The organism is Pseudomonas triclosanedens, assembly GCF_026686735.1.
GTDB lineage: Bacteria > Pseudomonadota > Gammaproteobacteria > Pseudomonadales > Pseudomonadaceae > Pseudomonas > Pseudomonas triclosanedens.
The window spans coordinates 1,286,438-1,311,615 of record NZ_CP113432.1; the positions used below are offsets into that span (position 1 = coordinate 1,286,438).

Here is a 25,178-nt window from a genome sequence, read left to right on the forward strand (position 1 = left end):
AACGCCATTCGACGGGCGGTATTAACCCTTAGCATATAGTCGTTAAGTTTGGATTTTGCCATGTGAAGATTTCGTTCAATGGATGAACGACATATACGTCAGAAGTCCGACGAAAACGGAGAAGATAAACGGGAATGACTTGAAAGTTGACGGTAGCAGTCTCGCTAATTTCGATTCGAAATTAGCAGGCAGCCAATCCGAATCAATCAAAAGTTTGCTGGCGAACATAAGTGCCAGGGTAAACAGGCTGGCCAGTGCGAGAACGTAGAGCAGCGCTTGCGGATCGCTGGCCAGCGCCAGCGCCAGCAGCGCCTTGACGTCGGCGGCGCCGAGCTTCCCCAGGGCGTAGCCCGGAAGGCTCAGGAGTAATGCGAGAACCACGGCGGACGAGGCCTCCAACGGTGTATGGCCGGTCAGCGTATGGCCCTCCAGCAGGAGGAAAACCCCAGCGATCAGCGCTCCGCCGAGGGTCAGCAGGTTGCTTACGCGCAGACGTGTGAGGTCCTGGTAAGCACATGCCGCGAACCAGCCCAGCAGCAGGAAATTCACCAGCATTGGAATATCCATATCCTTATTGAGGGATTAATACTTTCTGTCGCTTCGCCAGCAGCAACTAGTATTGATCAACAAGTACCGGGCTCGGAAAAGTTACTGCGGAAATCTTTCGCGGCGCCGATAACCTGAACAGTCATTCAACTATTGACGTTGTCCGAGGAGTACCGCGAATGAAAGGAGTCGGCAGTTGCCGCGGGCAACGCGGAGCGGTAGCGATCGAGTTCGCCGCAGTATTCGTATTGTTCTTCGCCGTGCTCTACGGGCTGCTCGGCTATTGCGTGCCCTTGTTGATGCTGCAGGCATTCAACGATGCGGCGGCGGCAGGGGCGCGCATCGCGGTGTCGGTGAACCCCGGCACGAACGACTACAACGCCGCGTTGCGCAGCGCAGTGGACAGCGCGGTCAACCAGCGCCTGAGCTGGATGCCGGCCTCCTGGCGCAACGGCTGCTACAACGGCGCGTACCTGAATACGCCGACCACCGAAACCGTCCAGGGACGCAGCTACACGCGCATTCAGGTCTGCGTGAACTATCCCTACGCCGCCTCTCCGGTGGTTCCGCTGCTGACGCTGCCGGGAATCGGCACCATACCGCGCCTGCCGAACGTGCTCACCGGGCAGGCCAGCGTGCTGCTCTGAGGTTGCCGATGTTCGATTTCTTCCGCTCGCTGGCCGGGACGCAGGACGAGGAGCCTTCGGTGCCGGCACCCAGCCGTCCGCTTGCGGCGCGTCGGCGACCGGCTCTGTCCGCCGACGAAGTGAAGGTACCCAGCGCCGCCGAGCATTGGGATATCTGGCTGGAGCTGGACAGCCGCGACCGTGTGGTTGCGCGTGGCGGTCGGCAGGTGCATCGCCTGTTGCAGCCTTCAGGCAGCCCCGGCGAGGCGCTGCCGCTGAGCGACTACCTCGAGCGCCGCCTGCCCGGCAGCATGCCCCTCACCGACCTGCGTGGCGGCGAGCGGGTCGATCTGGTGCTGCGCGGCAACGGAGAACTGCCGCTGGTCTGCCGCTTCCAGGCGGTGTTGCAGGCGGACGAGCACTGTCTGTTGCTGGGCACCGATATCTCCGACCTGAACTGGCAGTCCGACAGCCAGCAGCACAAGCTGCAATGTCTGAATCTCAGCAAGCTGCTGCTGGCACGCCTGCGGCACAGCTCCCAGCGGCGTCTGGGGGATGCAGTGGCGGAGGTGCTGGAGTCCTTCTGTGGCGCGTTCCATATGTGCTCGATGGCGCTGCTGCTGGAATCTGCCGATGGTGTCCTGCGGGTCTTTGCCTGCCATGTGCAGCCGGGCATCGATAGCCTGCTGCGCGAAGGCCTGGCGCTGCCTGACGGCGAACTGCGGCGCGCCATCGGTGCCGTGCTGCTGGAGGCCGGCGGAGCGCGCTCGGACCTGTTGCAGACGCTGTGCTGCGAGCGCCTTTACCTGGTACCCGCGCCGGTTCGCGGCGGGCGCCTGGCGGGACTGCTGGCCGAGCCCTCGACGCCGGGCGGTGCCTGGATAGGGCCGACGCCCGGTGACTGGCAGTATCTGGCGGAAATCCTCGCCAACCTGGTGCATGAGCGTTCCGAGCTGCACAACCTGCGCGACAGCAGCCGGCGGCTGACGCTGCTGCAGGACATGGTTGGCGGAGGCTGGTGGCGGTTGCGTGTGGATGACGGTGTGTTCGAGCTGTCGCCGGCGGTAGCGGCGGGCCTGGGGTTGGCAGCCGGACAAGGCCAGTTGGCTCTCACCGACTTGTTGCCGATGCTGCACCCGGCGGATGCCGATGAACTCAACCTGCGCCTGCGCAATCTGCAACCCGGTGGCCGCCTGATGCAGGACCTGCGCCTGCGCGGCGCGGCATCCGCGCAGACTCGTCGCTGGCTGCGTCTGCAAGGACGGATGCAGGCCCGTGCGGGGGATCAGTTGATGGATGGCGTGCTGCTGGACATCAGCGAGGGCAAGCTGCAGGAGGAGCAGGCCCTGGCGGCCCACGCCCGGCTACGCAACCTGATCGACAGCGCGCCAGTGGTGATCTACGTGCAGCGAGTAGAGGAGGGGCACCTGATCCCCGAGTTCTACAGCGAGAGCGCGGGCAACCTGCTTGGGCTGGACCTGCAGGGACAGAGCTGGCAGGCACTGGCCGAGCGGGTGCACCCGGACGATCTGGAGATCTTCCTCGCCCGTGGCCGCGAGTTGCTGCGCGAGGGCCGCGTGCGCACCGAGTACCGCCTGCGCGATAGCGCCGGCGGCTGGCACTGGATGTACGACGAAGCCAAGCTGTTGCGCGATATCCAGGGTATTCCGCAGGAGGCGGTCGGGCTCTGGCTGGATGTCACCGAACAGCATCAGGCGGCGTTGCAGATCGCCGAGAGCGAGGAGCGTTACCGGGTGCTGGTGGAAGACTCGCCGGCACTGATCTGCCGCTACGGCCCGGACCTTGCGCTGACGTTCATCAACCGCACCTTCGCCCAGGTGCTGGGCGAGCCGGTGGAGGCGCTGCTCGGCCGACGCCTGGACGAGTGGCTGTCGGCCCAGGATTGCAGTGCCTTGCGCGCACGCCTGGTGGGGAGCGGGCAAGCGGCCGGCGACGATTCCTGGGAACTGCGCTTCAGCCTTCCGGGCCAGCGCAACCTGTGGCTGGTGTGGTCGGACCGGCCACTGCTGGACGCCGATGGGCGCCTGCTGGAAGTGCAGGCGGTGGGGCGCGACAACACCGCTGTGCGGCACGCCCAGCAGCAACTGGCCCAGGGCGCCAAGATGGCCAGCCTGGGCGAGATGGTCAGTGGCATGGCGCACGAGATGAAGCAGCCGCTGCACGTGATGCGCATGGCGCTGTACAACGCCCGCCAGCGCTTGGCGGAGCCGGAGTACCTGAAGGAGAAGCTCGAACGCGCCGACGCACAGATCGACAGGTTGTCGCGGGTGATCGGCCACATGGGGGTGTTCAGCCGCAAGTCGGAACTGGAGGTCGCGCCCTTCGATCCGTTCGATGCCTGCGAAGGCGCGTTGGCGCTGCTGGGCGATAGCCTGGCGCAGCAGGGCATCCTGCTCGAATGCCGGCCGCCAGCGCAGCGGGTGGCGGTCAGCGGCTTCGCCGATCAACTGGAGCAGGTGCTGATCAATCTGCTGGCCAACGCGCGCGATGCGCTGCTTGGCCGTGAAGTCGAGGCGGCTCGCTGGATCGGTGTGTTCCAGGGGCCATGTGTCGATCCGGGGTGGGTGGAACTGCACGTGCGGGACAACGCTGGCGGCATCGACAGCGCGCTGATGGAGCGGATCTTCGAGCCGTTCTTCACCACCAAGCCGATTGGCAAGGGCACCGGGCTGGGCTTGTCGGTGAGCCACGACCTGATCCGCAACATGGGCGGCAGCCTGTCGGTGGACAACTTCAAGGGCGGGGCGCGATTCACGATCCGCCTGCCGCTCCTGCCGCCGCCCTGAACTATCGCCGGAAATGAAAAACGCCTGCGGATGCAGGCGTTTTTCGTGGTGCTTTGGCTCAGCCGACGAAGCGCGAGGACAGCCAGAACAGGCCGGCGGACAGCGCGATCGAGACCGGCAGGGTCAGTACCCAGGCCATCAGGATGTTGCGTACGGTGTTGCCTTGCAGGCCGCTGCGGTTGGCCACCATCGTTCCGGCGACGCCGGAGGACAGCACGTGCGTGGTGGAGACCGGCAGGCTGTAGATATTGGCCATGCCGATGGCGGCGGTTGCGGTGAGCTGGGCGGCAATGCCCTGGGCATAGGTCATGCCCTGCTTGCCGATCTTCTCGCCAACGGTCAGTACCACGCGCTTCCAGCCGACCATCGTACCGATACCCAGGGCCAGGGCGACGGCGATGATCACCCAGAACGGCGCGTATTCGGTGGTGCTGGTCAGGTCCTTGCGCAGCTTCTCGAGGTCAGCCTTCTCGCGGGACGGCAGGTCGGAGAGCTTGCCCACTTTCTTCGCGGTGTCGTCCAGGCACAGCAGGTAGCGGCGTACCTGTACGCGCTCCTCGTCCTTCAGGTCGTTGTAGCTGGAAACGCCGTGCAGGTCGGTCAGCAGGCCCTTGAGGGTCGCTTCGGTCTGCGTCGGTTCGCAACGGTACAGGTCCGGCATCTCGGCATTGCCGGCCTTGCCCAGGGCCAGCATCTCGCCCAGGGTGTCGGAGTGGCGGTTGTAGAACTGCTGCAGGTGAATGGCGGCGTCGCGAGTACGCTCGATCTGGTAGGTGGTGCTGTTCAGGTCGAGGACGAACTTGGTCGGCACGATGCCGATCAGCACCAGCATGATCAGGCCGATACCCTTCTGGCCGTCGTTGGAGCCGTGCACGAAGCTTACGGTCATGGCCGAGATCACCAGCACCAGGCGGTTCCAGAACGGCGGGTGCTTCTTCTCGTCGACGTCGCGGCGGGTTTCCGGCGTCTTGTGCATCTTGGACAGCGGATACATCCATTTCAGGCCGATCAGCAGCAGTGCGGCCACCAGGAAGCCGGCCAGCGGCGAGAAGATCAGCGACAGGCCGATATCGATGGCCTTGCCCCAGTTGATCCCGTCGGCCAGCGGCACGTCGGTGATCAGCGCATTGGCCAGGCCTACGCCGAGGATCGAGCCGATCAGGGTGTGGGAGCTGGATGCGGGGATGCCGAAGTACCAGGTTCCGAGGTTCCAGGTGATGGCAGCGGCGAGCAGGGAGAACACCATCGCCAGGCCGTGGCCGGTGTTCACGTTGATCAGCAGTTCCACCGGCAGCAGGTGGACGATGGCATAGGCGACGCCGACGCCACCGAGCAACACGCCAAGGAAGTTGAAGATGCCGGAGAGGATCACCGCGCGATAGGGCGACATGGCCTTGGTATAGATGACCGTGGCCACCGCGTTGGCGGTGTCGTGGAAGCCATTGATGAACTCGAAGGCGAGTACGAATGCAAGTGCCAGAACCAGGCTGACACCCACCCAGACATCGAGTCCGCTGAAGAGATCGAACATGAAGTTTCTATGACCGGTCGGAGACGGGGCGGCGATTATGCCAGAAGCGTCGAGCACCGTATTTAGGCTGAAACGGTTTCTCGAAAATGCGCGACGCCACGTCGCACGGCGCTTTCAGGCCGGGTGGAAAAAACTTGCAATGCTTCCACGCCGGGTTGTCGGCCCATCGGATGGATTTTTCTAGTCCGGGATACGTGCTCCCCCACAGAGCACTTCCTACTCATCGACGCGGAGTCTTCCACCGGAAAAACTCTGCTCGGTACGCCTGCCGGTGAGCGCTATTGCCTGGACCTACGGTTTCGGGGAAGCGGCTTCCCGTTCCTTTTTCAGTCGTTGTTCTTCGATCTTTTCCAGTTCCCGGTCGAAGGCCTGATCGAGCAGGTTGCGGCGCTTGCGCCAGGGCTTCTTTTCGGGGGCCGGCTGAGCGGCGTAGAGAGTGACTTCGCCGCCATACACTTCCTTGTAACGTTTCTCCTGGCGCTCCAGTTCCGCGCGCAGTTCGTCTTTGGTCACGATGTGTCCTGATGACTGGGAATATTGGCTTGTCGCTGGTGAACGTCCCGCCTGGACGTTGCCACAGGCAGTGTAGTCGGTGCACAGGACATAGCCGGGACGGACCAGAAACGGCGTGGATTATAACCTTTCGTGCGGGGTGCCCGGACGAATGCTGCCGACGGACGGTGCCGGGCCAGGAACGGCGGGGCCTGCGCGAACCTCAGCCAACGCGCCTGAGGTTCAGCTCGCCGATCTTTTCGAGGCGGGCGCGGACGATGTTGCGGCTGATGCCCAGCAGGCGGCCGGTCTGCAACTGGTTGCCGTGGCAGAAGTGATAGGCCGTGCGGAACAGCACTTCTTCCACATGCTCGTAGAGGTCCGCGCGGTTGCTCTCGAACAGCTTCAGCAGCGCCTGTTCCAGCGCGTCGTCGGCGCCTGGCGCGAGCGGGTGGAAGAGCGCTTCGTGGCGTGGGGCGCCGGGCAGTTCTGCCAGTTGCAGGTCGGCTGGCTGCACCAGGCGGTTGCGGCAGACCAGCAAGGCATGGTGGATGGCGTTCTCCAGTTCGCGAATGTTACCCGGCCAGCTGTGGGCGAGCAGCTTGCGCTCGGCTTCCGGGCTCAGGCTGGCGCGGTTGTAGCCCAGGCGCTGGCAGTGTTCTTCGAGGAAGAATCCGGCCAGCGGCAGGATGTCGCCCGGGCGATCGCGCAGCGGGGGCAGGCGGATGGTGGCGACATGCAGGCGGTAGAACAGATCTTCGCGGAAATGCCCGGCGACCACTGCGTCGGCAAGGTTGACGTTGGTGGCGGCGACCACCCTCACATCGATCGGCACCGGCGTGCGCGAGCCCAGGCGCACCACTTCGCGCTCCTGCAGCACACGCAACAGCTTGACCTGCATGTTCAGTGGCAGGTCGCCGATCTCGTCGAGGAACAGCGTGCCGCCATTGGCCGCTTCGAACCAGCCGGCCTTGCTGCTGATGGCACCGGTGTAGGCGCCTTTCTCGTGGCCGAACAGCTCGCTCTCCACCAGCGATTCGGAGAACGCCCCGCAGTTCACCGCGACGAAGGGGGCGCCGCTGCGCCGGCTGAGCTTGTGGATATGTCGCGCCACCAGCTCCTTGCCGGTGCCGGTTTCGCCGATGATCAGCGCGTTGGCCTCGCTCGGCGCCAGACGTTCGATGCGACTGAGCAACTCCTGTGAACGCGCATCCTCGAATACCAGCACCGTGGCGCGGACAGACTTGGTTTGTTCGCGGGCATTGGGAAGGGTCAAGAGCGACATGGCAGGTTCCTGGCGTACCGGATGTGAAGGCAGCGCCATACTGCGGCATTTTTAATATTTCAAAAAATTATTAATTAGAATTTATATATAACCATTATTGCTTGTGATGCGGCGGTGAACCACGACAGGTTCGCGCTTTGCTTCACCGCTGGTGCCCGCGAGGCGCGCCGGGTCGCCAATGCGGGGGCGCGAGCTACGCTCAGAGAGGCAATCCATCCCAGGAGACCTCTCCATGACCATCGTTCGCATTCCGCTGCTTGCACTGGCCCTTCTGTTTTCGGTGCAGGGTTTCGCCGCCACCGCACAGCAGGACAAGATGAAAACCTGCAACGCCGACGCTACCGCCAAGGCCCTCAAGGGCGACGAGCGCAAGGCGTTCATGAGCACCTGTCTGAAGGCTGGCAGCGACACCAAGGCGATGACGCCGCAGCAGGAGAAGATGAAGACCTGCAACGCCGCAGCCACCACCAAGGAGCTCAAGGGCGACGAACGCAAGGCGTTCATGAGCAACTGTCTGAAGAAATGAGGCTGGAGCGCGGCAGGGCCGCGTGGTTCGACAACAAGAGGGCAGCCCGCGGGCTGCCCTTTTTCACGGGTGGGTCAGAGGCCGGAGAACACCAGCCAGGCGCTGATCAGGGCGTAGGCGATGAACGCCCCATCGATCTTCAGGCGCGGCGAAGACCATCGCGACAGGTTCATTTCCTGGTTACCGCGGACCAGAAGCCCTGGGCGTTGCGAAACGGCTGGCGAGCCATCTGCTCGGGGCGGGTGATGCCATCGGCCAGCAGGGCGTTGACGAGGGCGGAAAACGACTTTGCGCTGTAGCTCATTCTTGGGCTCCTGATGCTTTCTCTCCGTTGGGTTGGAGCTATGAAAACACCGGGGCCATCATCGACGGAAATGGATAGTCTTGTTGTTCACCATCGATGAAATTGATGGAGAACGCTGGCGGGCGGGATCGCTGGCGGTGCCCTACCAGTCGAGTTGCAGGCGGCTCTGGAACTGCCGTGGCTGGCCGCTGAGCGGGTCGATGAAATCCAGTTCCCGGGCCAGGAGCTTCAGCGGCCTGGCGTAGTCTTCCGGCTCGCGCTGTTCGCGTGGCAGCAGCACGGGATAGAGCGGGTCGCCGCGCAGCGGCGCGCCCAGCGCCGACATGTGCACGCGCAACTGATGGCGCTTGCCGGTCACCGGGTACAGCGCATAGCGCCACCATTCGCCCCGGCGCTCCAGTACCTCGATGCGCGTTTCGCTGTTGGGCACGCCCTCGGCTTCCCGCATGAGAATGAACGGATCGCCATCCACCAGGCGGGACCGGCGCAGATGCGGAAACTCCAGTTGCGGCAGCGCCGGGGCTATGGCCTCGTACATCTTGTCGATACGCCGTTCACGGAACAGCGCCTGGTAGGCCGCGCGGCTGTCCGGATTGGCGGAGAACAGCACCAGGCCGGCGGTCAGCCGGTCGATCCGATGCAGCGGCACCAGTAAAGGATTGTCCAGGCGCTTCGCCAGGCGAGCGAGCAGGGTCTGCTCGACGTACTGGCCGGACGGCGTCACCGGCAGGAAGTGCGGTTTGTCGGCGACCACCAGATGCTCATCGACGTGCAGCACGCTTTCCTCGAACGGTATCGGTGTTTCCTGCGCCACTTCGCGGAAGTAGTGGATACGCAACCCTTCGCGGTAGAGATGTTGCGGGCCGATCGGCTGGCCGTCGCTGTCCAGCACCCGGCCGCGTGCCATGCGATCCAGCCAGGTAGCCCGGTCAATGGCCGGGAAGTGCGCACACAGGCAGTCGAGCACGGTCGCCCAGGGGCCGGCGGGCAGGTGCAGGGTGCTGGCGCGTTGCTGGGCGGCGGAGAAGCTGGATGCAGACATGCGGAAAACCGGTACTCGATAGGCCGCGCATTAGGCCGCAGGTGTGGTCGTGGCGTCAAAGCGCGGCGACCCGTGGGGGGCCGGATTGATCTCCACGGTGATGTGGGCCAGTTCCTCGTGGACCTGCAGGCGCTCACGCACCAGCGACGGAGTCAGTTCGTGGCTGGCGCTCAGGCTGAGGATGCAGGCGTAGCTGGATTTGCCGACGCGCCACAGATGCAGGTCAGTGATTCGCGCGGGGCAGGGCAGTCCGTCGATCACTTCGCGGACTTCTGCCGCCAGCGGGGCGCTCATCTCCGCATCGAGCAGCACACGGCCGCTCTGGCGCAGCAGACCGACCGACCAACTCGCCACCAGCGCGGCGCCGACGATGCCCATCAGCGGGTCGAGCCAGGCGGCTCCCCAGAACATGCCCCCGACCAGCGCGACGATGGCCGCCACCGAGGTTGCTGCGTCCGCCAGCACGTGCAGGTAGGCGGCGCGCAGGTTGAGGTCGTGGGCGTGCCCATGCCCGTGGTCGTGGCGATGGTCATGGTGATGGTCGTGTCCGTGGTGATGGTGGTCGCCCTTGAGCAGCCAGGCGCATACCAGGTTCACGGCGAGGCCCACCACTGCGATGGCGATGGCTTGCTGGTAATGGATCGGCGAAGGGGAGAGCAGGCGCTGCACCGACTCGAACAGCATCAGCGCGGCCACTCCCAGCAACAGGATGGCGCTGGTGTAACTGGCCAGCACCTCGATCTTCCAGGTGCCGAAGGCGAAGCGCGGGTTGTCGCGCAGGCGCCGCGCCGCCACGTAGGCGACGAAGGACAGGCCAAGCGCCAGTGCGTGAGAGCTCATGTGCCAGCCGTCGGCGAGCAGGGCCATCGAATTGAAGTACCAGCCGCCGCTGATCTCCACCAGCATCATCGCAACGGTGAGCAGGGTGGCGCGCAGGGTATTGCGTTCGGCCAGCGGGTTGCCTTCATGAAATACGTGGTCGTGGTGGCCGTCTTGCGGGGAACTGCTGGGCTGCATGATTATGGTCCGTGGAATCGTTCCATATACTATACCCCAGTATACTTTGAGAGATATGAGCGCATGGGACACACCATCAAGGACCAGAAGAAGCTGCTGACCCGGGTGCGCCGGATCAAGGGGCAGAGCGAGGCGCTGGAACGGGCGCTGGAACAGGGCGTCGAATGCGCGGCGATCCTGCAGCAGATCGCCGCCATCCGTGGCGCGGTGAATGGCCTGATGGCCGAAGTGCTGGAAGGGCACCTGCGCGAGCATCTGGCCGCCGAGGAGCGCACCGCGGCGCAGCGCCAGGAAGACCTGCAACAGGTGATGGGGGTTCTGCGCTCCTACCTGAAGTGACGCTTGCGCCGGCGTTTCAGCCGGACAGGCGCACGGCCAGTTCGTCGACTTCCTCGGCCCAGTCCGAATCGTCGTCCAGCGCCTCGCGCAGGAACTCGGCCTGGGCGGAGCTCCAGAACGGCGCATCGGGCAGTGCCTGACCGGCGGCGAGGCGGTGGCTGCCGAGGAAGGCGTCGATCTCCTGCCGGCCGTTGGGCAGGCCCAGTTGCTTGAAGAGGGCGCCGAGGGTGTGCGGGCTGGTATCCATGAGACCTCCTGTGAACCCATTGGAAGGAAAGGAGCGCCGCGCGGACGCGGTCGGTTGCAACAACTATAGGTGCATCTGCCGCGGCGCAGGGATGGGGCGGACTCCGTACCGGGAAAATAGATAGCCTGCTTTCCATTTTTCCGGCGGCGCGCAATGATTGGCGTAGCCCACCCACCGCCAGGCCTGTCCATGAGCTCTCCCGAGCAGCGAACTGCCTCCGTCACCCTGCAGATACTCGCCACCGTCATCTTCACCTTCATCCTGTTCTTCAGCATCGGCCTGTTGCTGCCGGTGTTGCCCGGCTTCGTCCATGAGGGGCTGGGCTACGACACTGTGACCGCCGGTGCGGTGATCGGTCTGCAGTACCTCGCCACTCTGGCCTCGCGTCCGCTCGCCGGATATCTCACCGATACCCACGGCGCCAAGCGCGCGGTGCTCTACGGACTGGGCGTGCTGGGTGCTGGCGGTGCCCTGGTGTTGCTCTCCACCAGCCTGGAAAACGTGCGCTGGCTGAGCCTGGTCCTGCTGCTGGGCAGCCGCCTGCTGTTCGGGCTGGCGCAGGGGTTGCTCGGCATCGGCACCGCCAGTTGGGGCATCGCTCTGGTCGGCACGCAGAACACCGCCAGGGTGATTTCCTGGAACGGCATCGTCAGCTACGGCGGCATCGCCATCGGCGCGCCGCTGGGGGTGGGGATGACCGCCTCGCTGGGCCTGTGGAGCCTGGGCGCGAGCATCCTGCTGCTGACTGCCCTGGGCTGGCTCGCGGCCCGTGGCCGGCAGGAGGTGCCGGTCATTCCCGGCACGCGCATGGCCTTCCACGCGGTACTCGGCCGTGTGCTGCCCTACGGGATGTGCGTGATGCTCGGCTCTATCGGTTTCGGCACCCTGGCTACCTTCATCACGCTCTATTATGGCAGCCAGGGCTGGGCCGACCCCGCCTGGTGCCTGACCGCCTTTGGCGTCTGCTTCGTCGGCGCGCGCCTGCTGTTCTCCGGCATGGTCAACCGCTTTGGCGGCTTTGTCGTCGCGGTGGTCTGCCTGGCCGTGGAAACCTGCGGATTGCTGTTGCTCTGGCAGGCTCCGTCGCCGGCATTCGCGCTGCTGGGCGCGGCGCTCACCGGTTGCGGCCTGTCGCTGGTCTACCCATCGTTGGGGGTGGAGGCGGTGCTGCGCATACCGGCCAGCAGCCGCAGTGCCGGTCTGGGGGCCTATGCGCTGTTCTTCGACCTGGCGATGGGCGTGGCCGGCCCGCTGATGGGGCTGGTCGCCGCCCGTCACGGCTACGCCTCGACCTTCCTGGTCGCCGCCGGCCTTGCGGTCTGCGGCTTCTTCATCTGCCTCGGCCTGCTGCGCTGGACGCGGCAGCGCCATGAGGAACTGCCGCAGGATTGAGCCGTCACACCGGCGGGAACGCCTTGAACGCCTCCAGCGATTCGGCATGGGCGGTCCAGTCGCGCAGGTTCGGGTAGCTGTCTGCCGGGATGTGCTGGGCGTGCAGCAGCTGGATGAAGGTCCAGGCCACCGCGATGCTCAGGCCGGCCTGGTCGATGTGTTCGTCACGGGGCAGCGGCTGGCTCGCCAGATCACGCTCCAGCGCTTCGCAAGCCGCCAGCAACTGTTCCTCGACCCGTCCCTGCCACGGTGCATGCTGCTTGTCCTGCGGACGCTGCTGCTCATAGTAGCGCTGTACCGCCTTCTCCATCGCAGCCAGCGCGAGGCCCAGCAGTCGAGTGGCACGAATGCGCGCGGTGCTCTCGCCGGGCATCAGGCTGCGGCCGTGCTGGTGTTCGATCAGGTCGATGATCAGCGTGGAGTCCATCAGCGTCTGGCCGTCGTCGAGAATCAGCGTCGGCGCCTTGACCACCGGGTTGATCCTGCGGAACTCGTCATAAGTGCTGAACACCGAGAGCGAGCGGTGCTGAAAGTCGACATCCAGCATGCGCAGGGTGATGGCGACGCGGCGGACGAAGGGGGAGTCGAGCATTCCGATCAGTTGCATGAGCATGTCCTGTTATTGGAGATTACATGGCGGTATCGGCGCGGCTTGCGCTATTCCTTTGAATCTATCGGCATTGGCCCATCAAAAACAGTGACGATTAATTACCAAATCGGTTAGGAAAACTGACATGAGTGCCTTGCCTCCACTCTCCGCCCTGCGCAGTTTCGAAGCCGTGGCGCGTCTGGGCAGTGTGACCCTGGCTGCAGCCGAGCTGCACGTCACCCACTCTGCCGTCAGTCAACAGATGCGCCAGTTGGAAACCCTCCTGGGCGTCACCCTGCTGCTGCGCGAGGGCAGGGGCTTGCGCCTGAGCGAGGAGGGCCGGCTCTACGCCCTGCAGATTCGCGGTGCCCTGCAGGACATCGCCGAGGCAACGCGGCTGGCGAGAGCGCGGCCAGGTGAAGACGAACTGGTGGTTGCCGTTACGCCATCCTTCGGCCAGAAATGGCTGTTGCCGCGATTGCCTCGCTTCCGCCAGCGTTATCCCGGCTACCGCCTGCGCCTGCTGGCCAGCCTGGAAGTGATGGATTTGCGCCAGGGGCTGGCGGACGTAGCGATCCGCATCGGCCAGGGGCGCTGGGAAGGATTGGCCCAGCATCGGCTGTTCGAGGATGACTTGCTGGTGGTTGCCGCGCCGGACTTCAATGGTGGCCGCTTGCCGCAGACTCCCGAGCAGATTCTGCGCTGCCCTCGCATCACCGGCTTCGAGTCCTGGCTGGGCTGGTGCCAGGCCGCGGGCGTGGCGCTGCCGCAGGAGCCGGCGGAGTTCGTGGTGAATGACTCGAACCTGAGCATCGAGGCTGTACGCCAGGGCCAGGGGATCGGCCTGGAACGTCGCAGCCTGGTGGCCGGCGCGCTCGAGAGCGGAGAGTTGGTAACGCTGAGCGACCTGCGGGTGCCGTACGGCTTCCCCTACTGGCTGGTGTGGCCGGAGCGCGAGGCGACGCAGGCCAAGGTGGCGGCCTTTGCCGAGTGGCTGCAGGGCGAGGTGCTGATGTATCTGGGGTAGCGGAGGCCGGACTGGCACCCGTGGGGTACCAGTCCGGTCATCTCAGAAGACTTCGTCGACGAAGTGGAAGGGGTAGTCCGGGCTCTTGTAGCGGCCCAGCTTGCCGCGCTTGGGCAGCTTCACCTCTTCCTGCGGGATTTCCTTGTATGGCACGTGCTTGAGCAGGTGGCTGATGACGTTCAGGCGCACACGCTTCTTGTCCTCGGAGCGTGCCACGAACCACGGCGCCCACGGCGAGTCGGTGGCGGCGAACATCAGGTCGCGGGCGCGGGTGTAGTCGTCCCAGCGCGAGAAGGACTTGATGTCCATCGGCGACAGCTTCCAGATCTTGCGGCCGTCAGTGATGCGGTCGCGCAGGCGGCGCTCCTGTTCTTCCGGGGAAACCTCCAGCCAGTACTTCAGCAGGATGATCCCCGACTCGGTGAGCATCCGCTCGAACAGCGGTGTGACGGCCAGGAACTTGTCGGCCTGCTCCTCGGTGCAGAAACCCATCACCCGCTCGACGCCGGCGCGGTTGTACCAGCTACGGTCGAAGATCACCACTTCGCCGGCCGACGGCAGGTGCGTCAGGTAGCGCTGTGCATAGAGTTGCGACTTCTCGCGCTCGGTAGGGGCGGGCAGCGCCACGGTGCGGAACACGCGCGGGCTTACGCGCTCGGTGATGGCCTTGATGGTGCCGCCCTTGCCCGCGCCGTCGCGGCCTTCGAAGATGATGCAGACCTTCAGCCCCTTGTGCACCACCCACTGCTGCAGCTTGACCAGCTCGACGGTCAGTTTCTTCAACTGCTCCTCGTACTCCTTGTTCTTCATCTTGCCGACCGGTTCCTTGGCCGGGTTCTTCGCCTTGCTCTTCTTGGCCATCGCCTTCCTCCTGGGTGATATGTCCCGTGGCAATGAGCATAGCGGCTGCCGGGGGTCAAGCAGGTTCGATCCTCTGCCTGATGACAGTATCGGCGTGCTCGCGGTGCCGTGATTCGCGGTTCCTGGCTGTTCTGCGAGAAATTGTCGCAGACACGCGCGAATTACACGTCCTTAAGCCTTCCAAAAGGTTTCGTAGAGATCGTTGGGCCATCTTTTCTCGCGCCGAGGTCTCCATGCCTTTCCGTTCCCTGCGAAATGCCGTGCAGAAGGTGCTGGCAATGGCGATCGCACCGCGCCTGCACTGGCAGTGGTCACGCCAGCGGCGCCTCCAGCCTGTGCTTGGCATCTCCTACAAGGGGCAACTGATTTCTGCCCGACGCCACCGCAAGACCTACCTCTGCCGGCACTGGGGGATTGCCCGGCGCCTGCGCGCGCTGTATGAGCACTACGCTCGATTGCGCCAGTTGCCCACCGCCTGGTCCGGACGGCTGTTCGCCCACCAGTGCATTGCCCTGTGCGAGGTGGAGCTGAAGAGCGGCGAACGTTTGAGCCTGTCGCTGGAACCCTCGGAGTTCGCCAGGGAGGGCGAAATCGGCCTGTTCCTGCGCGATGCTGGCGGCGAGCGCCTGTATTCACTGAGTTTCTGCCTTGGCGCGCAGCACATCATGATCGGTGGGCTACAGGGGCCGAGGCCGAGCGTCGAGGCGGGCACGGTGAAATGGCTGGGCAAGGAAATGCACGGCCTGCGCCCGAAGAATCTGCTGATCTCGGCCTTGTACGAACTTGCCAGGTGTATGGGTGGACTGCGGATCATGGGCATCGCTGATGCTGCGCATAGCTGTTCGGACAAGTTGAGGTCCAGCTACGACACCTTTTGGCAGGAGCTGCAGGGTGTGCCCTGTGAGCGGCACTGGTACCGCTTGCCCGAGCGTGAGCAGGAGCGCGACATCGCCGAAGTGAAAAGCCAGCGGCGCAGCGAGTTCCGCCGCCGCGAAGCGCTGCGCGAGGCGGTGACCGGCGACATCCGCCGTGCCTGGGCGCTGGCTGGCGGCTGCGCAGGCGTGCGCTGACACTGCCGTTGTAAAACACTATCCCGTTCCGTTCGCATTTGGTGAAATGCCCGCCGTACCCCCGCGGGCAGTGACTGCTCGCCCGATTCAGGAGATCCGATGAGCGAGCACCGACTGACCCCCGGCCTGATGGTGATCCACGGCAACCATCCGGAAGCGCTGCGCGATCTCCTGGTGCAATGGATGAGCCGGCACCCGCTCGCGCCTCTGGAAAACGAAATCATCCTGGTGCAGAGCAACGGCATCGCCCAGTGGCTGAAGCTGGCGCTGGGGCGCGACGTGGCGGAAGGCGGTTGCGGCGTTACCGCTGCGCTGGATGTGCAACTGCCCGCGCAATTCCTCTGGCGTGCCTACCGTGGCGCGCTAGGCCGCGACGAGATCCCCGAAGTCTCCGTGCTCGACAAGGCCCCTCTCACCTGGCGGCTGATGCGTCTGCTGCCGACGCTGCTCGAACAGGACGAGTTCGTCACCCTGCAGCGCTTCCTCGCTGACGATGCCGACCTGCGCAAGCGCCACCAGCTCGCCGAGCGCCTGGCCGACCTGTTCGACCAGTACCAGGTCTACCGTGCCGACTGGCTCGAAGACTGGAGCCAGGGCCTGGACCAACTGCGCCTGGCCAACGGCACGCTGCGTCCGCTGGATGCCGACAACCGCTGGCAGGCCGCGCTCTGGCGCGCGCTGTTGGCCGACGTCGGGCCACAAGGATTGGCCACCAGCCGGGCTGGCGTGCACCGTCGCTTCGTCGAGCGCCTGAAGGCCGCCGACGCACCGCTGCCGGCCTTGCCCAGGCGCGTCGTGGTGTTCGGCATCTCCGCCATGCCGGCACAGAGCGTCGAGGCGCTGGCCGTGCTGGCGCGGCACGCCCAGGTGCTGCTCTGCGTGCACAACCCCTGTCGCCACCACTGGGCCGATATCGTTGCCGACAAGGACCTGCTGCGCCATGAGTACCGCCGCCAGCGCCGCCGCGCCGGTACCCCCGAGCTGCTCTCCGACGACCAGCAGCACCAGTATGCCCAGCCGCTGCTGGCAGCCTGGGGCAAGCAGGGCCGCGACTACATCAACCTGCTCGACCAGTACGACGACCCCGAGACCTACCGCGCACGCCTGGGCGAAGTCAGCAACGGGCGCATCGACCTGTTCAGCGAGGAACCGCCGCGGCACCTGCTCGGCCAGTTGCAGGACGACATCCTCGAATTGCGTCCGCTCGACGAGACCCGCGAACACTGGCCGGCGGTGGATACGCAGGCCGACGACTCGGTGCGCTTCCATGTCGCCCACAGCGCCCAGCGCGAAGTGGAAATCCTCCACGACCAACTGCTTGCGCGCTTCGACGCCGACCCCACGCTGCGTCCGCGCGACATCATCGTCATGGTGCCGGACATCAACACCTACGCGCCGCACATCGAAGCAGTGTTCGGCCAACTGCCGCGTGACGACCGGCGCTTCATTCCCTACACCCTCGCCGACCAGGGCCAGCGTGGCCGCGAGCCGCTGCTGGTGGCGCTGGAGCACCTGCTGAGGCTGCCCGACAGCCGCTTCGCCGTGAGTGAAATCCTCGACCTGCTGGACGTTGCCGCCCTGCGCCAGCGCTTCGGCCTGGCCGATGCCGACCTGCCGCTGCTGCGCCGCTGGATCGACGGCGCCGGCGTGCGCTGGGGCCTGGACGGTCGGCAGCGCGAACGACTCGGCCTGCCTGCTGCGGCGGAAGCCAACAGTTGGCGCTTCGGCCTGCGGCGCATGCTGCTCGGCTTCGCCGTGGGCGAAGGCGAAGCCTTCCAGGGCATCCAGCCCTACGCCGAAATCGGCGGGCTGGACGCCGCCGCGCTCGGACCGCTGGCCAGCCTGCTCGGTGCGCTGGAACTGGCCTGTACCCGGCTCGCCGAAGACGCCGGGCCCCAGGAGTGGGTAGAGCGCCTGCGCGGCCTGCTCGAGGCCTTCTTCCGGGTTACCGGCGACCACGACGAATTGCTGCTCCAGCAACTGCGGGATCTGCTCGATGGCTGGCTGAAAACCTGCGAATACGCAGGCTTTAGCGCCTCGCTGCCGCTCTCGGTAGTGCGCGAGGCGTGGCTCGGCGGCCTGGATGCGGGCGGCCTGAACCAGCGCTTCCTGGCCGGCGCCGTGAGCTTCTGCACGCTGATGCCGATGCGCGCCATTCCCTTCCAACTGGTCTGCCTGCTGGGCATGAACGACGGCGACTACCCGCGCCCGCAATCGCCGCTGGACTTCGACCTGATGCGCAACGACTACCGCCCGGGCGACCGTTCCCGTCGCGAGGACGACCGCTACCTGCTGCTCGAAGCGCTGCTTTCTGCGCGCCGCCAGCTCTACGTCAGTTGGGTGGGCCGGAGCATCCGCGACAACAGCGAACGGCCGCCGTCGGTGCTCATCGGCCAGTTGCGCGATCACCTCGCCGATGGCTGGCGCCGCGCCGACGGCGGCGACCTGTTGCAGGGCCTGACCCTGGAGCATCCGCTGCAGCCGTTCAGCCGCGCCTACTTCGGCGAGGCACACGCTGCACACGGCATCGACGGCCTCTACACCTACGCCCGCGAATGGCGCGACGTGCACCGCGACGGCGACGCCAGCCAGGGTGACGCGCCGCTCCCGGAGCTGCGTCTGGAGGCCCCCATCGGCCTGCGCGTGCTGTCCGACTTCCTCGCCAATCCGGTCAACGCCTTCTTCATCCAGCGCCTGAAAGTGCGCTTTGGCGAAGAGCAACTCACCGGGCAGGACGAAGAACCCTTCGAACTGAACGGCCTGGATAGCTGGCTGCTGCAATTCGAACTCTGCGAGCGGCTGCGGCCCTGGGTCGAGCAGCACTGGCAGGGCGAGCAACTGGGCCAGCGTCTGGACGAACAGGTCGAGCGCCTGCGACGCGAGGGCCGGCTGCCGCTGGCGGCCTTCGGCGACTTCACCGCCCAGGCGCTGGTGGCACCGCTGTACGACCTGCTGGCGCGCTACCGCGAACAACTGGAGCATTGGTCGCAGGTGGAAGAAGAACAGCGCGAACTCGCTCACGCCCACGCCGGGGTCGAGCTTTCCGACTGGCTTGGCGGCTTGCGCCGTGCCCCCGACGGCCGCCTTGGCAGTGTGCAATTGATCAGCGGCAAGCTGCACGAAGGGCGCGGCTACAAATGGCATTCGCTGGTGCGCCACTGGGTACGCCACCTGGCGCTGCAACTGTGCGGCGAACCGGTGAGCAGCGTCCTGGTCGGCCTGACCGGCACCCTGGAACTGCCACCGTTGCCGCGGGAACAGGCGCGCGCCGAACTGGACCGGCTGATCGACGCCTGGCGGGAAGGCATGTGCCGCCCGCTGCCGGTCGCCTGCAAGGTGGCGTTCGCCTGGCTGGCCGCTGGCGACGACCCGGACCGCGCCAGGCGCGAGGCGGCCAAGCGCTACGATGGCGGCTACAACCTATCCGGCGAGGCGGCCTCTTCGGCGGCGCTGACGCGGGTGTACCCGGACTTCACCAGCCTCGACGCCAGCGACGAATTCCCCGCCTGGGCCGAGACGCTCTACGGACCCTTGTTCCAGCTCCTGACGCGCAAGGAGGAAAGCGCATGAGCAGCGTCGGCAGCCGCACCCCCGAACTCGTCCCGCTGAGCTTCCCGCTGCATGGCAGCCGGCTGATCGAAGCCAGCGCCGGTACCGGCAAGACCTTCACCATCGCCCTGCTGTATGTGCGCCTGGTCCTCGACCACGGTGGCGAGCAGGCCGCCTTTGGCCGGCCGCTGAGCCCGCCGGAAATCCTCGTGGTGACCTTCACCGAAGCCGCCACCCAGGAACTGCGCGAACGTATCCGCGCCCGTCTGAGCGAAGCCGCACGCTGTTTCGCGGACCCCGCCGGCGAGCATGACGGCCTGCTGGCCGAACTGCGCGACAGCTATGCCGCCGAGCGCTGGCCGGGCTGCGCGCGCCTGCTGCGCCTCGCCGCCGAATGGATGGACGAGGCCGCCGTTTCGACCATCCACAGTTGGTGCTACCGCATGCTGCGCGAACACGCCTTCGACAGCGGCAGCCTGTTCACCCAGGACCTGGCCGCCGACCAGAGCGAACTGCTCGCCGAAGCGGTCCGCGACTACTGGCGGCGCAACTTCTACCCGCTGGGCGCCGCGGCGGCCAATGCCGTGCGCCATTGCTACAGCGGCCCGGAAGCGCTCGCCCGCGCCCTGCAACCGCTGCTGGCCGCCCAGGAAGCGGGCTTCCGCTATGCCGACCGGCCGCTGGCCGCGCCGGACTCGCTCGGCGCGCTGCTGGAGTCCACCGGCCAGTGGTATGCCGAGCTCGACGAAGCCGAAACCCGCGCCCGCCAGGCCTGGGCCGCCGACCGCGGCGGCCTTGCCGAGCTGCTGCGCAATCTGCGCGGCGACCTCAACGGCAACAGCTATCGCGGCAAGGACGACGATGCCGTCTTTGCCGGCTGGATCGAAGCGCTGGATGCCTGGAGCGAAGGCGCCGAGGCGCCGGAGAACCTCGCCAAGTTCGGCCAGACGCGGATAAAGGTGAAAGCCAAGGCCGTGGTGCCGGAGCACCCGGCGCTGCAGGCCATCGACGCCTGGGTGGAGCGCGCCGAGCAGCGTCCGGACATCGCCCCGCACCTGCTGCTGCACGCCCTGGACGAAGTGCGGCGCAACCTTGAGGCGGAGAAGCAGAAGCGCGCCGAACTGGGCTTCGACGACCTGCTGGTACGCCTCGACCGCGCACTCGCCGGCAGTACTGGCGAGCGTCTCGCCGGGCGCATCCGCGAGCAGTTCCCGGTGGCGCTGATCGACGAATTCCAGGACACCGATCCCCTGCAATACCGCATCTTCGAACGCATCTACCGTATCGCAGAGAGCCCGCGAGATCTCGGCCTGTTCATGATCGGCGACCCCAAGCAGGCGATCTATGCCTTCCGCGGCGCCGACATCCACACCTACCTGCGCGCCCGCGCCGCCACCGCAGGCCGGCACTACACGCTGGGCACCAACTTCCGCTCGACCCAGGCGATGGTGCGGGCGGCCAACCGCTGCTTCCTGTTTGCCGAAGGTCACCCGCGCGCCGCGTTCCGCTTCGCCGTGGAGGGCCAGGAGAACCCGGTGCCGTTCCTCGAAGTGGGCGCGCGCGGCCGCTCGGAAACCCTGGTGCTGGAGGGCGCACAGGCACCCGCCATGACCTTCTGGCAACTGGACAACGACGGCCAGGTCTGTGGCTCCACCCATTACCGCAAGGAAATGGCCGCCCGCAGCGCCACTGCCATCCAGCGCTGGCTGAGCGCCGCGCAGAGCGGAGGCAGCGGTCTGCGCGGCGCGGATGGCTCGTGGAAAGCCCTGCGCCCGGCGGACATTGCCATCCTCGTGCGCGGGCGCAGCGAGGCCGAGGCCATTCGCGCCGAGCTGGCGGCGCGCCGCCTGGCCAGCGTCTACCTGTCCGACCGCGATTCGGTGTTCGACAGCCAGGAAGCCGCCGACCTGCTGCACTGGCTGCGCGCCTGCGCCGATCCCGGCGACGACGGTACCCTGCGCATCGCACTGGCTACCCGCAGCCTGGCGCTGGACTGGACGACCCTGGAACGGCTGAACCAGGACGAGCGCTTCTGGGAAGACATGGTCCTGCGCTTCCGCGAATACCGCTCCCTGTGGCAACTGCAAGGCGTGTTGCCGATGCTGCGCCGCCTGCTGGCGGACTTTGCCCTGCCGGCGCGCCTGCTGCGCGAAACCGACGGCGAACGCAGCCTCACCAACCTGCTGCACCTGGCCGAATGGCTGCAGCGGGAGGCGGTGGAGCTGGATGGCGAGCACGCGTTGCTGCGTGTGCTCGCGGAACAACTGGAAAGCCCCACCAGCGAGGAAATCCTCCGTCTGGAAAGCGATGCCGACCTGATCAAGGTGGTGACCATCCACAAGTCCAAGGGCCTGGAGTACCCGCTGGTGTTGCTGCCCTTCATCTGCACCTGGCGCGAGCTCGACGGCAAGAGCACCACGCCGCCGAGCTTCCAGTCCGGCCAGACGCGGGTGGTCGAGCTGTCGCGCGACAAGGAGCAGGCCAAGGCCGCTTTCCAGCAGGCCAACGACGAGCGCCTGAGCGAAGACATGCGCCTGCTCTACGTGGCATTGACCCGGGCGCGCCATGCCGTGTGGCTGGGCGTGGCGCCGCTGGTGATGAGCAACAGCAAGAGCCCCGAACTGCACAAGGGCGCGATGGGCTACCTGCTGGGCGGTGGTGAGGCCTTGAGCGTGGCTGAGCTGGGCGAGCGCCTGGGCGAACTGCGCGACGGCGAGCCCGGCATCGTCCTCGAAGCCGCGCCCGAGGCTGACCCGCAGGTATACGTGGCCACGTGCTCCGGCGACCTTGGCGCCGCCCGCGAGCCGCGCCGCCGCGTGGCGGAGAAATGGTGGATCGCCAGCTACTCCGCGCTGGCCGCCCTGGCTGGCGACGACAATGTCGAATCCATCGCCCCCGCGCCGGCGGCGGACGAGCCGACCAGCGCCGGCGAAGACCTGCTGCGCGAAGGCGGCATGGAGGAAGCGCGCGAGGCCGATGTGCTGCCGGCGCCGTTCAGCCTGCACGCCTTCCCCCGTGGCGCGAACCCCGGCAGCTTCCTTCACGGCCTGCTGGAGTGGGCCGCCGACGAAGGTTTCGGCAGTTGCGACGCGCAGAGCCTGCGCGACCAGTTGGCGCGGCGCTGCAAGGTGCGCGGCTGGGAAAGCTGGATCGAGCCGCTGCACGGCTGGCTGCTGCAACTGCTGCACACCGAATTCCGCCTGCCCGATGCCGCGCCGGTCAGCCTCGCCACGCTATCCAGCTACCAGAAGGAAATGGAGTTCTGGTTCGCCACGCACCGGGTCGACAGCCAGCGCCTCGACCGCATCGTTACCCGCCACACCCTCGGTGGTGTGGCGCGGCCGGCACTGCAGGCGAATCATCTCAACGGCATGCTCAAGGGTTTCATCGACCTGGTGTTCGAACACCAGGGGCGCTACTACGTGGCCGACTACAAGTCCAACTGGCTCGGCGCCGACGACGACGCCTACACCGCGCCGGCCCTGCGCGAGGCCCTGCTGGAGCACCGCTACGACCTGCAGTACGCGCTGTACCTGTTCGCGTTGCACCGGCTGTTGCAGGCGCGGCTGCCCGGCTACGACTACGAACGCCACGTCGGCGGCGCCATGTACCTGTTCCTGCGCGGTAGCCAGTCGGCCACCCAGGGGATGTACCTGGAGCGGCCGCCGAAGGCGCTGATGGATGAACTGGACCGGTTGTTCCGTGCCGTCGACGAGGAGATTCCGGCATGAATGCGCCGCCCACCGACGCCTCCCAGATGCTCGACCTGCTTGGCCGCTGGGCCGAACGTGGCTGGCTGCGCGAACTGGACCGCGCCTTCGCCGTCTTCCTGGTGGAACGCGCGGCGGATGCGCATCCGCTGCTGGTTCTTGCAGCCGCGCTGGCCAGCCACCAGCTAGGCCGCGGCCATGTCTGCCTCGACCTCGAAGCCACCCTGGCCGACAGCCGTTTCGCACTGTCGCTGCCGCCAGAGGGCGACACCGCCAAGGACGCTCCCGAGCTGCCCGGTGTGCTGCTCGACGGTATGCAACTGGCAGCCTGGCAGGCTGCGCTGAACGACCCCCGGCTGGTCGGCGAAGGCGCCGGCGACACCCCGCTGGTACGGGTCGGCAAGCGCCTGTACCTGCGCCGCTACTGGCAGTACGAATGCGAAGTGCGCGCCGGCATCGATCAGCGCCTGCGCCAGGGCGAAGCGTTGCGAGCCTCACTGCCTGTCGCGCAGTTGCGCCAGGCGCTGGATGCGCTCTTCCCGAAACGGGCCGATGCTCCGGCCGACTGGCAGAAGCTCGCCTGCGCGCTGGTCGCCGGCAACGCCTTCGGCATCGTCACCGGCGGCCCCGGCACCGGCAAGACCACCACCGTGGTCAAGCTGCTGGCGCTGTTGCAGAGCCTGGCGCTGGGGGAGGGCGGCCGACCGCTGCGCATCCGCCTGGCCGCGCCCACCGGCAAGGCGGCGGCGCGCCTCAATGAATCGATTTCCGGCGCGGTGCAAGGGCTGAAACTGGACGCGCTGCCCGATGGCGAAGCGGCCCGGGCGGCGATTCCCACCGACGTCACCACGCTGCACCGCCTGCTCGGCAGCCGCCCGGACAGCCGCCAGTTCCGCCACCATGCCGGCAACCCGCTGGCGCTGGAGCTGCTGGTGGTGGACGAAGCCTCGATGGTCGACCTGGAAATGATGGCGGCATTGCTCGCCGCGCTGCCGCCCCGCGCACGGCTGATCCTGCTCGGCGACAAGGACCAGCTCGCCTCGGTGGAAGCCGGTGCGGTGCTGGGCGAGCTGTGCAGCCGCGCCCGCGACGGCCACTACCGTCCGGCCAGCCGCGATTGGCTGGAGGCCGTGACCGGCGAGCACATCGACCCGGCGCTGCTCGACGATCAGGGCAGCGACCTCGACCAGGCCGTGGCCATGTTGCGCCACAGCCACCGTTTCAGCGCCGACAGCGGCATCGGCCAGTTGGCCGAGGCGGTGAACGCAGGGGACATTGCGGCGTTGCGCAACGTCTGGAAGGCCCGTCACGAAGACCTGGCGCGCATCACCGTGGACGCCCGGGACACCCGCAGCCTGCGCGACCTGGTGGTGGATGGCGGACGCGGCGGCGACCTGTTCGGGCCGGCCGGTTATCGCCATTACCTGAGCGTGCTGGCGAGCAACCGGCCGGAGAGTGATGCCGGCCAGGCCGCGTTGGACGCCTGGGCGCGGGAAGTGCTGCAAGCCCACGGGCAATTCCAGTTGCTCTGCGCGCTGCGTCGCGGGCCCTGGGGCGTGGAAGGCTTGAACGAGCTTATCGCCGAACTGCTGCATCGTGAAGGACTGATCCCCGGTGTGCACGGCTGGTTCCTTGGCCGCCCTGTGCTGGTCACGCGCAACGACTACGGGCTGGGCCTGATGAACGGCGACATCGGCATCGCCCTGGCGCTGCCCCAGGCCGACGAAGACGGCGGTGTGCGCTGGGTGCCGCGAGTGGCGTTCCCGGCGGGCGATGGCGGCGACGAGATACGCTGGATCCTGCCCAGCCGCCTGCAAGCCGTGGAAACGGTGTTCGCCATGACCGTGCACAAATCCCAAGGCTCGGAGTTCACCCATGCGGCCCTGCTGCTGCCCGACAGCCTCAACCCCATCCTTACCCGCGAGCTGGTCTACACCGGCATCACCCGCGCCCGTAGCTGGTTCACCCTGGCCAGCGCCGGGCGTGGCTGGCACGTGCTGGAGCAGGCCACCGAGCGTCGGGTACAGCGGGCGAGCGGGTTGCTGGAGGGGTGAACGCAACGTGTGGCGATACGCTCCGACGAATGGTGCGCAAGCCGCAGCCCGCCGCGGCGCAGGCTCTGGGCCGCCACTGAGCGGCAGGCCGACGGCTGCGCCAGGCGACCTGGCGCAGTGGCCGATGAGATAGTTGCTCTCTGCATCGAAAATGTTCGAGGGCT

The 25,178-nt window shown here is 66.5% G+C and carries 20 protein-coding genes; 10 read left to right on the forward strand and 10 right to left on the reverse strand.

The window, feature by feature from the left end; translation table 11 throughout:
- Window positions 1-75: 75 nt before the first annotated feature.
- On the reverse strand, window positions 76-555 hold the full coding sequence (locus OU419_RS06100; protein WP_254471791.1) for a prepilin peptidase: 480 nt from the start codon (window positions 553-555) through the stop codon (window positions 76-78).
- Between the two features lie 170 nt (window positions 556-725).
- Between OU419_RS06100 and OU419_RS06105 the strand changes: the two genes are divergently transcribed.
- Both OU419_RS06105 and OU419_RS06110 read left to right on the forward strand, forming a co-directional pair.
- The gene (locus OU419_RS06105; RefSeq protein WP_254471790.1) at window positions 726-1,193 is read left to right on the forward strand and encodes a TadE/TadG family type IV pilus assembly protein; all 468 of its coding nucleotides are present in this window, start codon (window positions 726-728) and stop codon (window positions 1,191-1,193) included.
- A gap of 8 nt (window positions 1,194-1,201) precedes the next feature.
- Window positions 1,202-3,979: a PAS domain-containing sensor histidine kinase gene (locus tag OU419_RS06110; protein WP_254471789.1), complete on the forward strand. Its 2,778-nt coding sequence runs from the start codon at window positions 1,202-1,204 to the stop codon at window positions 3,977-3,979.
- Between the two features lie 58 nt (window positions 3,980-4,037).
- On the opposite strand, the gene OU419_RS06115 is transcribed toward OU419_RS06110, so the two are convergent.
- The 3 genes from OU419_RS06115 to OU419_RS06125 form a co-directional block, all read right to left on the reverse strand.
- Window positions 4,038-5,510, reverse strand: a complete 1,473-nt coding sequence (locus tag OU419_RS06115; protein ID WP_254471788.1) for an inorganic phosphate transporter — start codon at window positions 5,508-5,510, stop codon at window positions 4,038-4,040.
- A 291-nt stretch (window positions 5,511-5,801) separates the two neighbouring features.
- On the reverse strand, window positions 5,802-6,023 hold the full coding sequence (locus tag OU419_RS06120) for a hypothetical protein (protein WP_254471787.1): 222 nt from the start codon (window positions 6,021-6,023) through the stop codon (window positions 5,802-5,804).
- Window positions 6,024-6,225: 202 nt separating this feature from the next.
- Window positions 6,226-7,287: a sigma-54 interaction domain-containing protein gene (locus tag OU419_RS06125; protein ID WP_254471786.1), complete on the reverse strand. Its 1,062-nt coding sequence runs from the start codon at window positions 7,285-7,287 to the stop codon at window positions 6,226-6,228.
- A 232-nt stretch (window positions 7,288-7,519) separates the two neighbouring features.
- Between OU419_RS06125 and OU419_RS06130 the strand changes: the two genes are divergently transcribed.
- On the forward strand, window positions 7,520-7,813 hold the full coding sequence (locus OU419_RS06130) for a PsiF family protein (protein WP_254471785.1): 294 nt from the start codon (window positions 7,520-7,522) through the stop codon (window positions 7,811-7,813).
- 169 nt (window positions 7,814-7,982) lie between these two features.
- Here OU419_RS06130 and OU419_RS06135 read toward each other — a convergent pair whose 3' ends face one another.
- From OU419_RS06135 to dmeF, 3 genes are all read right to left on the reverse strand, one after another.
- On the reverse strand, window positions 7,983-8,117 hold the full coding sequence (locus tag OU419_RS06135; RefSeq protein ID WP_268173190.1) for a hypothetical protein: 135 nt from the start codon (window positions 8,115-8,117) through the stop codon (window positions 7,983-7,985).
- A gap of 142 nt (window positions 8,118-8,259) precedes the next feature.
- Window positions 8,260-9,159 (reverse strand): RluA family pseudouridine synthase, encoded by a 900-nt coding sequence (locus OU419_RS06140; protein ID WP_254471784.1) that lies wholly within the window; start codon window positions 9,157-9,159, stop codon window positions 8,260-8,262.
- Between the two features lie 30 nt (window positions 9,160-9,189).
- The gene (dmeF, locus tag OU419_RS06145; protein ID WP_254471783.1) at window positions 9,190-10,176 is read right to left on the reverse strand and encodes a CDF family Co(II)/Ni(II) efflux transporter DmeF; all 987 of its coding nucleotides are present in this window, start codon (window positions 10,174-10,176) and stop codon (window positions 9,190-9,192) included.
- 63 nt (window positions 10,177-10,239) lie between these two features.
- On the opposite strand from dmeF, the gene OU419_RS06150 reads away from it, so the two are divergent.
- Complete coding sequence (locus OU419_RS06150) at window positions 10,240-10,515, forward strand: metal/formaldehyde-sensitive transcriptional repressor (RefSeq protein ID WP_254471782.1); 276 nt, start codon at window positions 10,240-10,242, stop codon at window positions 10,513-10,515.
- A gap of 16 nt (window positions 10,516-10,531) precedes the next feature.
- Here the strand turns inward: OU419_RS06150 and OU419_RS06155 are convergent, their stop codons facing one another.
- Window positions 10,532-10,762 carry a DUF2789 domain-containing protein gene (locus OU419_RS06155; RefSeq protein ID WP_254471781.1) on the reverse strand — a complete coding sequence of 77 codons (231 nt, stop codon included), beginning with the start codon at window positions 10,760-10,762 and terminating at the stop codon, window positions 10,532-10,534.
- Window positions 10,763-10,951: 189 nt separating this feature from the next.
- Between OU419_RS06155 and OU419_RS06160 the strand changes: the two genes are divergently transcribed.
- The gene (locus OU419_RS06160) at window positions 10,952-12,154 is read left to right on the forward strand and encodes an MFS transporter (RefSeq protein ID WP_254471780.1); all 1,203 of its coding nucleotides are present in this window, start codon (window positions 10,952-10,954) and stop codon (window positions 12,152-12,154) included.
- A 4-nt stretch (window positions 12,155-12,158) separates the two neighbouring features.
- Here the strand turns inward: OU419_RS06160 and OU419_RS06165 are convergent, their stop codons facing one another.
- A complete protein-coding gene (locus OU419_RS06165) occupies window positions 12,159-12,761 on the reverse strand; it encodes a glutathione S-transferase family protein (protein ID WP_254471779.1) in 603 nt (200 codons plus the stop codon).
- Between the two features lie 127 nt (window positions 12,762-12,888).
- Here OU419_RS06165 and OU419_RS06170 point away from each other — a divergent pair, with 127 nt between their 5' ends.
- Complete coding sequence (locus tag OU419_RS06170; protein ID WP_254471778.1) at window positions 12,889-13,770, forward strand: LysR substrate-binding domain-containing protein; 882 nt, start codon at window positions 12,889-12,891, stop codon at window positions 13,768-13,770.
- Window positions 13,771-13,812: 42 nt separating this feature from the next.
- On the opposite strand, the gene ppk2 is transcribed toward OU419_RS06170, so the two are convergent.
- A complete protein-coding gene (gene ppk2, locus OU419_RS06175) occupies window positions 13,813-14,631 on the reverse strand; it encodes a polyphosphate kinase 2 (RefSeq protein WP_254471777.1) in 819 nt (272 codons plus the stop codon).
- A 233-nt stretch (window positions 14,632-14,864) separates the two neighbouring features.
- Between ppk2 and OU419_RS06180 the strand changes: the two genes are divergently transcribed.
- The 4 genes from OU419_RS06180 (at window position 14,865) to recD (ending at window position 25,014) form a co-directional block, all read left to right on the forward strand.
- Window positions 14,865-15,701: a DUF535 family protein gene (locus OU419_RS06180; protein ID WP_254471776.1), complete on the forward strand. Its 837-nt coding sequence runs from the start codon at window positions 14,865-14,867 to the stop codon at window positions 15,699-15,701.
- A 99-nt stretch (window positions 15,702-15,800) separates the two neighbouring features.
- The gene (recC, locus tag OU419_RS06185; protein WP_254471775.1) at window positions 15,801-19,271 is read left to right on the forward strand and encodes an exodeoxyribonuclease V subunit gamma; all 3,471 of its coding nucleotides are present in this window, start codon (window positions 15,801-15,803) and stop codon (window positions 19,269-19,271) included.
- The gene (gene recB, locus OU419_RS06190; RefSeq protein WP_254471774.1) at window positions 19,268-22,981 is read left to right on the forward strand and encodes an exodeoxyribonuclease V subunit beta; all 3,714 of its coding nucleotides are present in this window, start codon (window positions 19,268-19,270) and stop codon (window positions 22,979-22,981) included. The genes recC and recB overlap by 4 nt, the downstream gene beginning before the upstream one ends.
- The gene (gene recD, locus OU419_RS06195) at window positions 22,978-25,014 is read left to right on the forward strand and encodes an exodeoxyribonuclease V subunit alpha (RefSeq protein ID WP_254471773.1); all 2,037 of its coding nucleotides are present in this window, start codon (window positions 22,978-22,980) and stop codon (window positions 25,012-25,014) included. Before recB ends, recD begins: the two co-directional genes overlap by 4 nt.
- The last annotated feature ends 164 nt before the right edge of the window (window positions 25,015-25,178 follow it).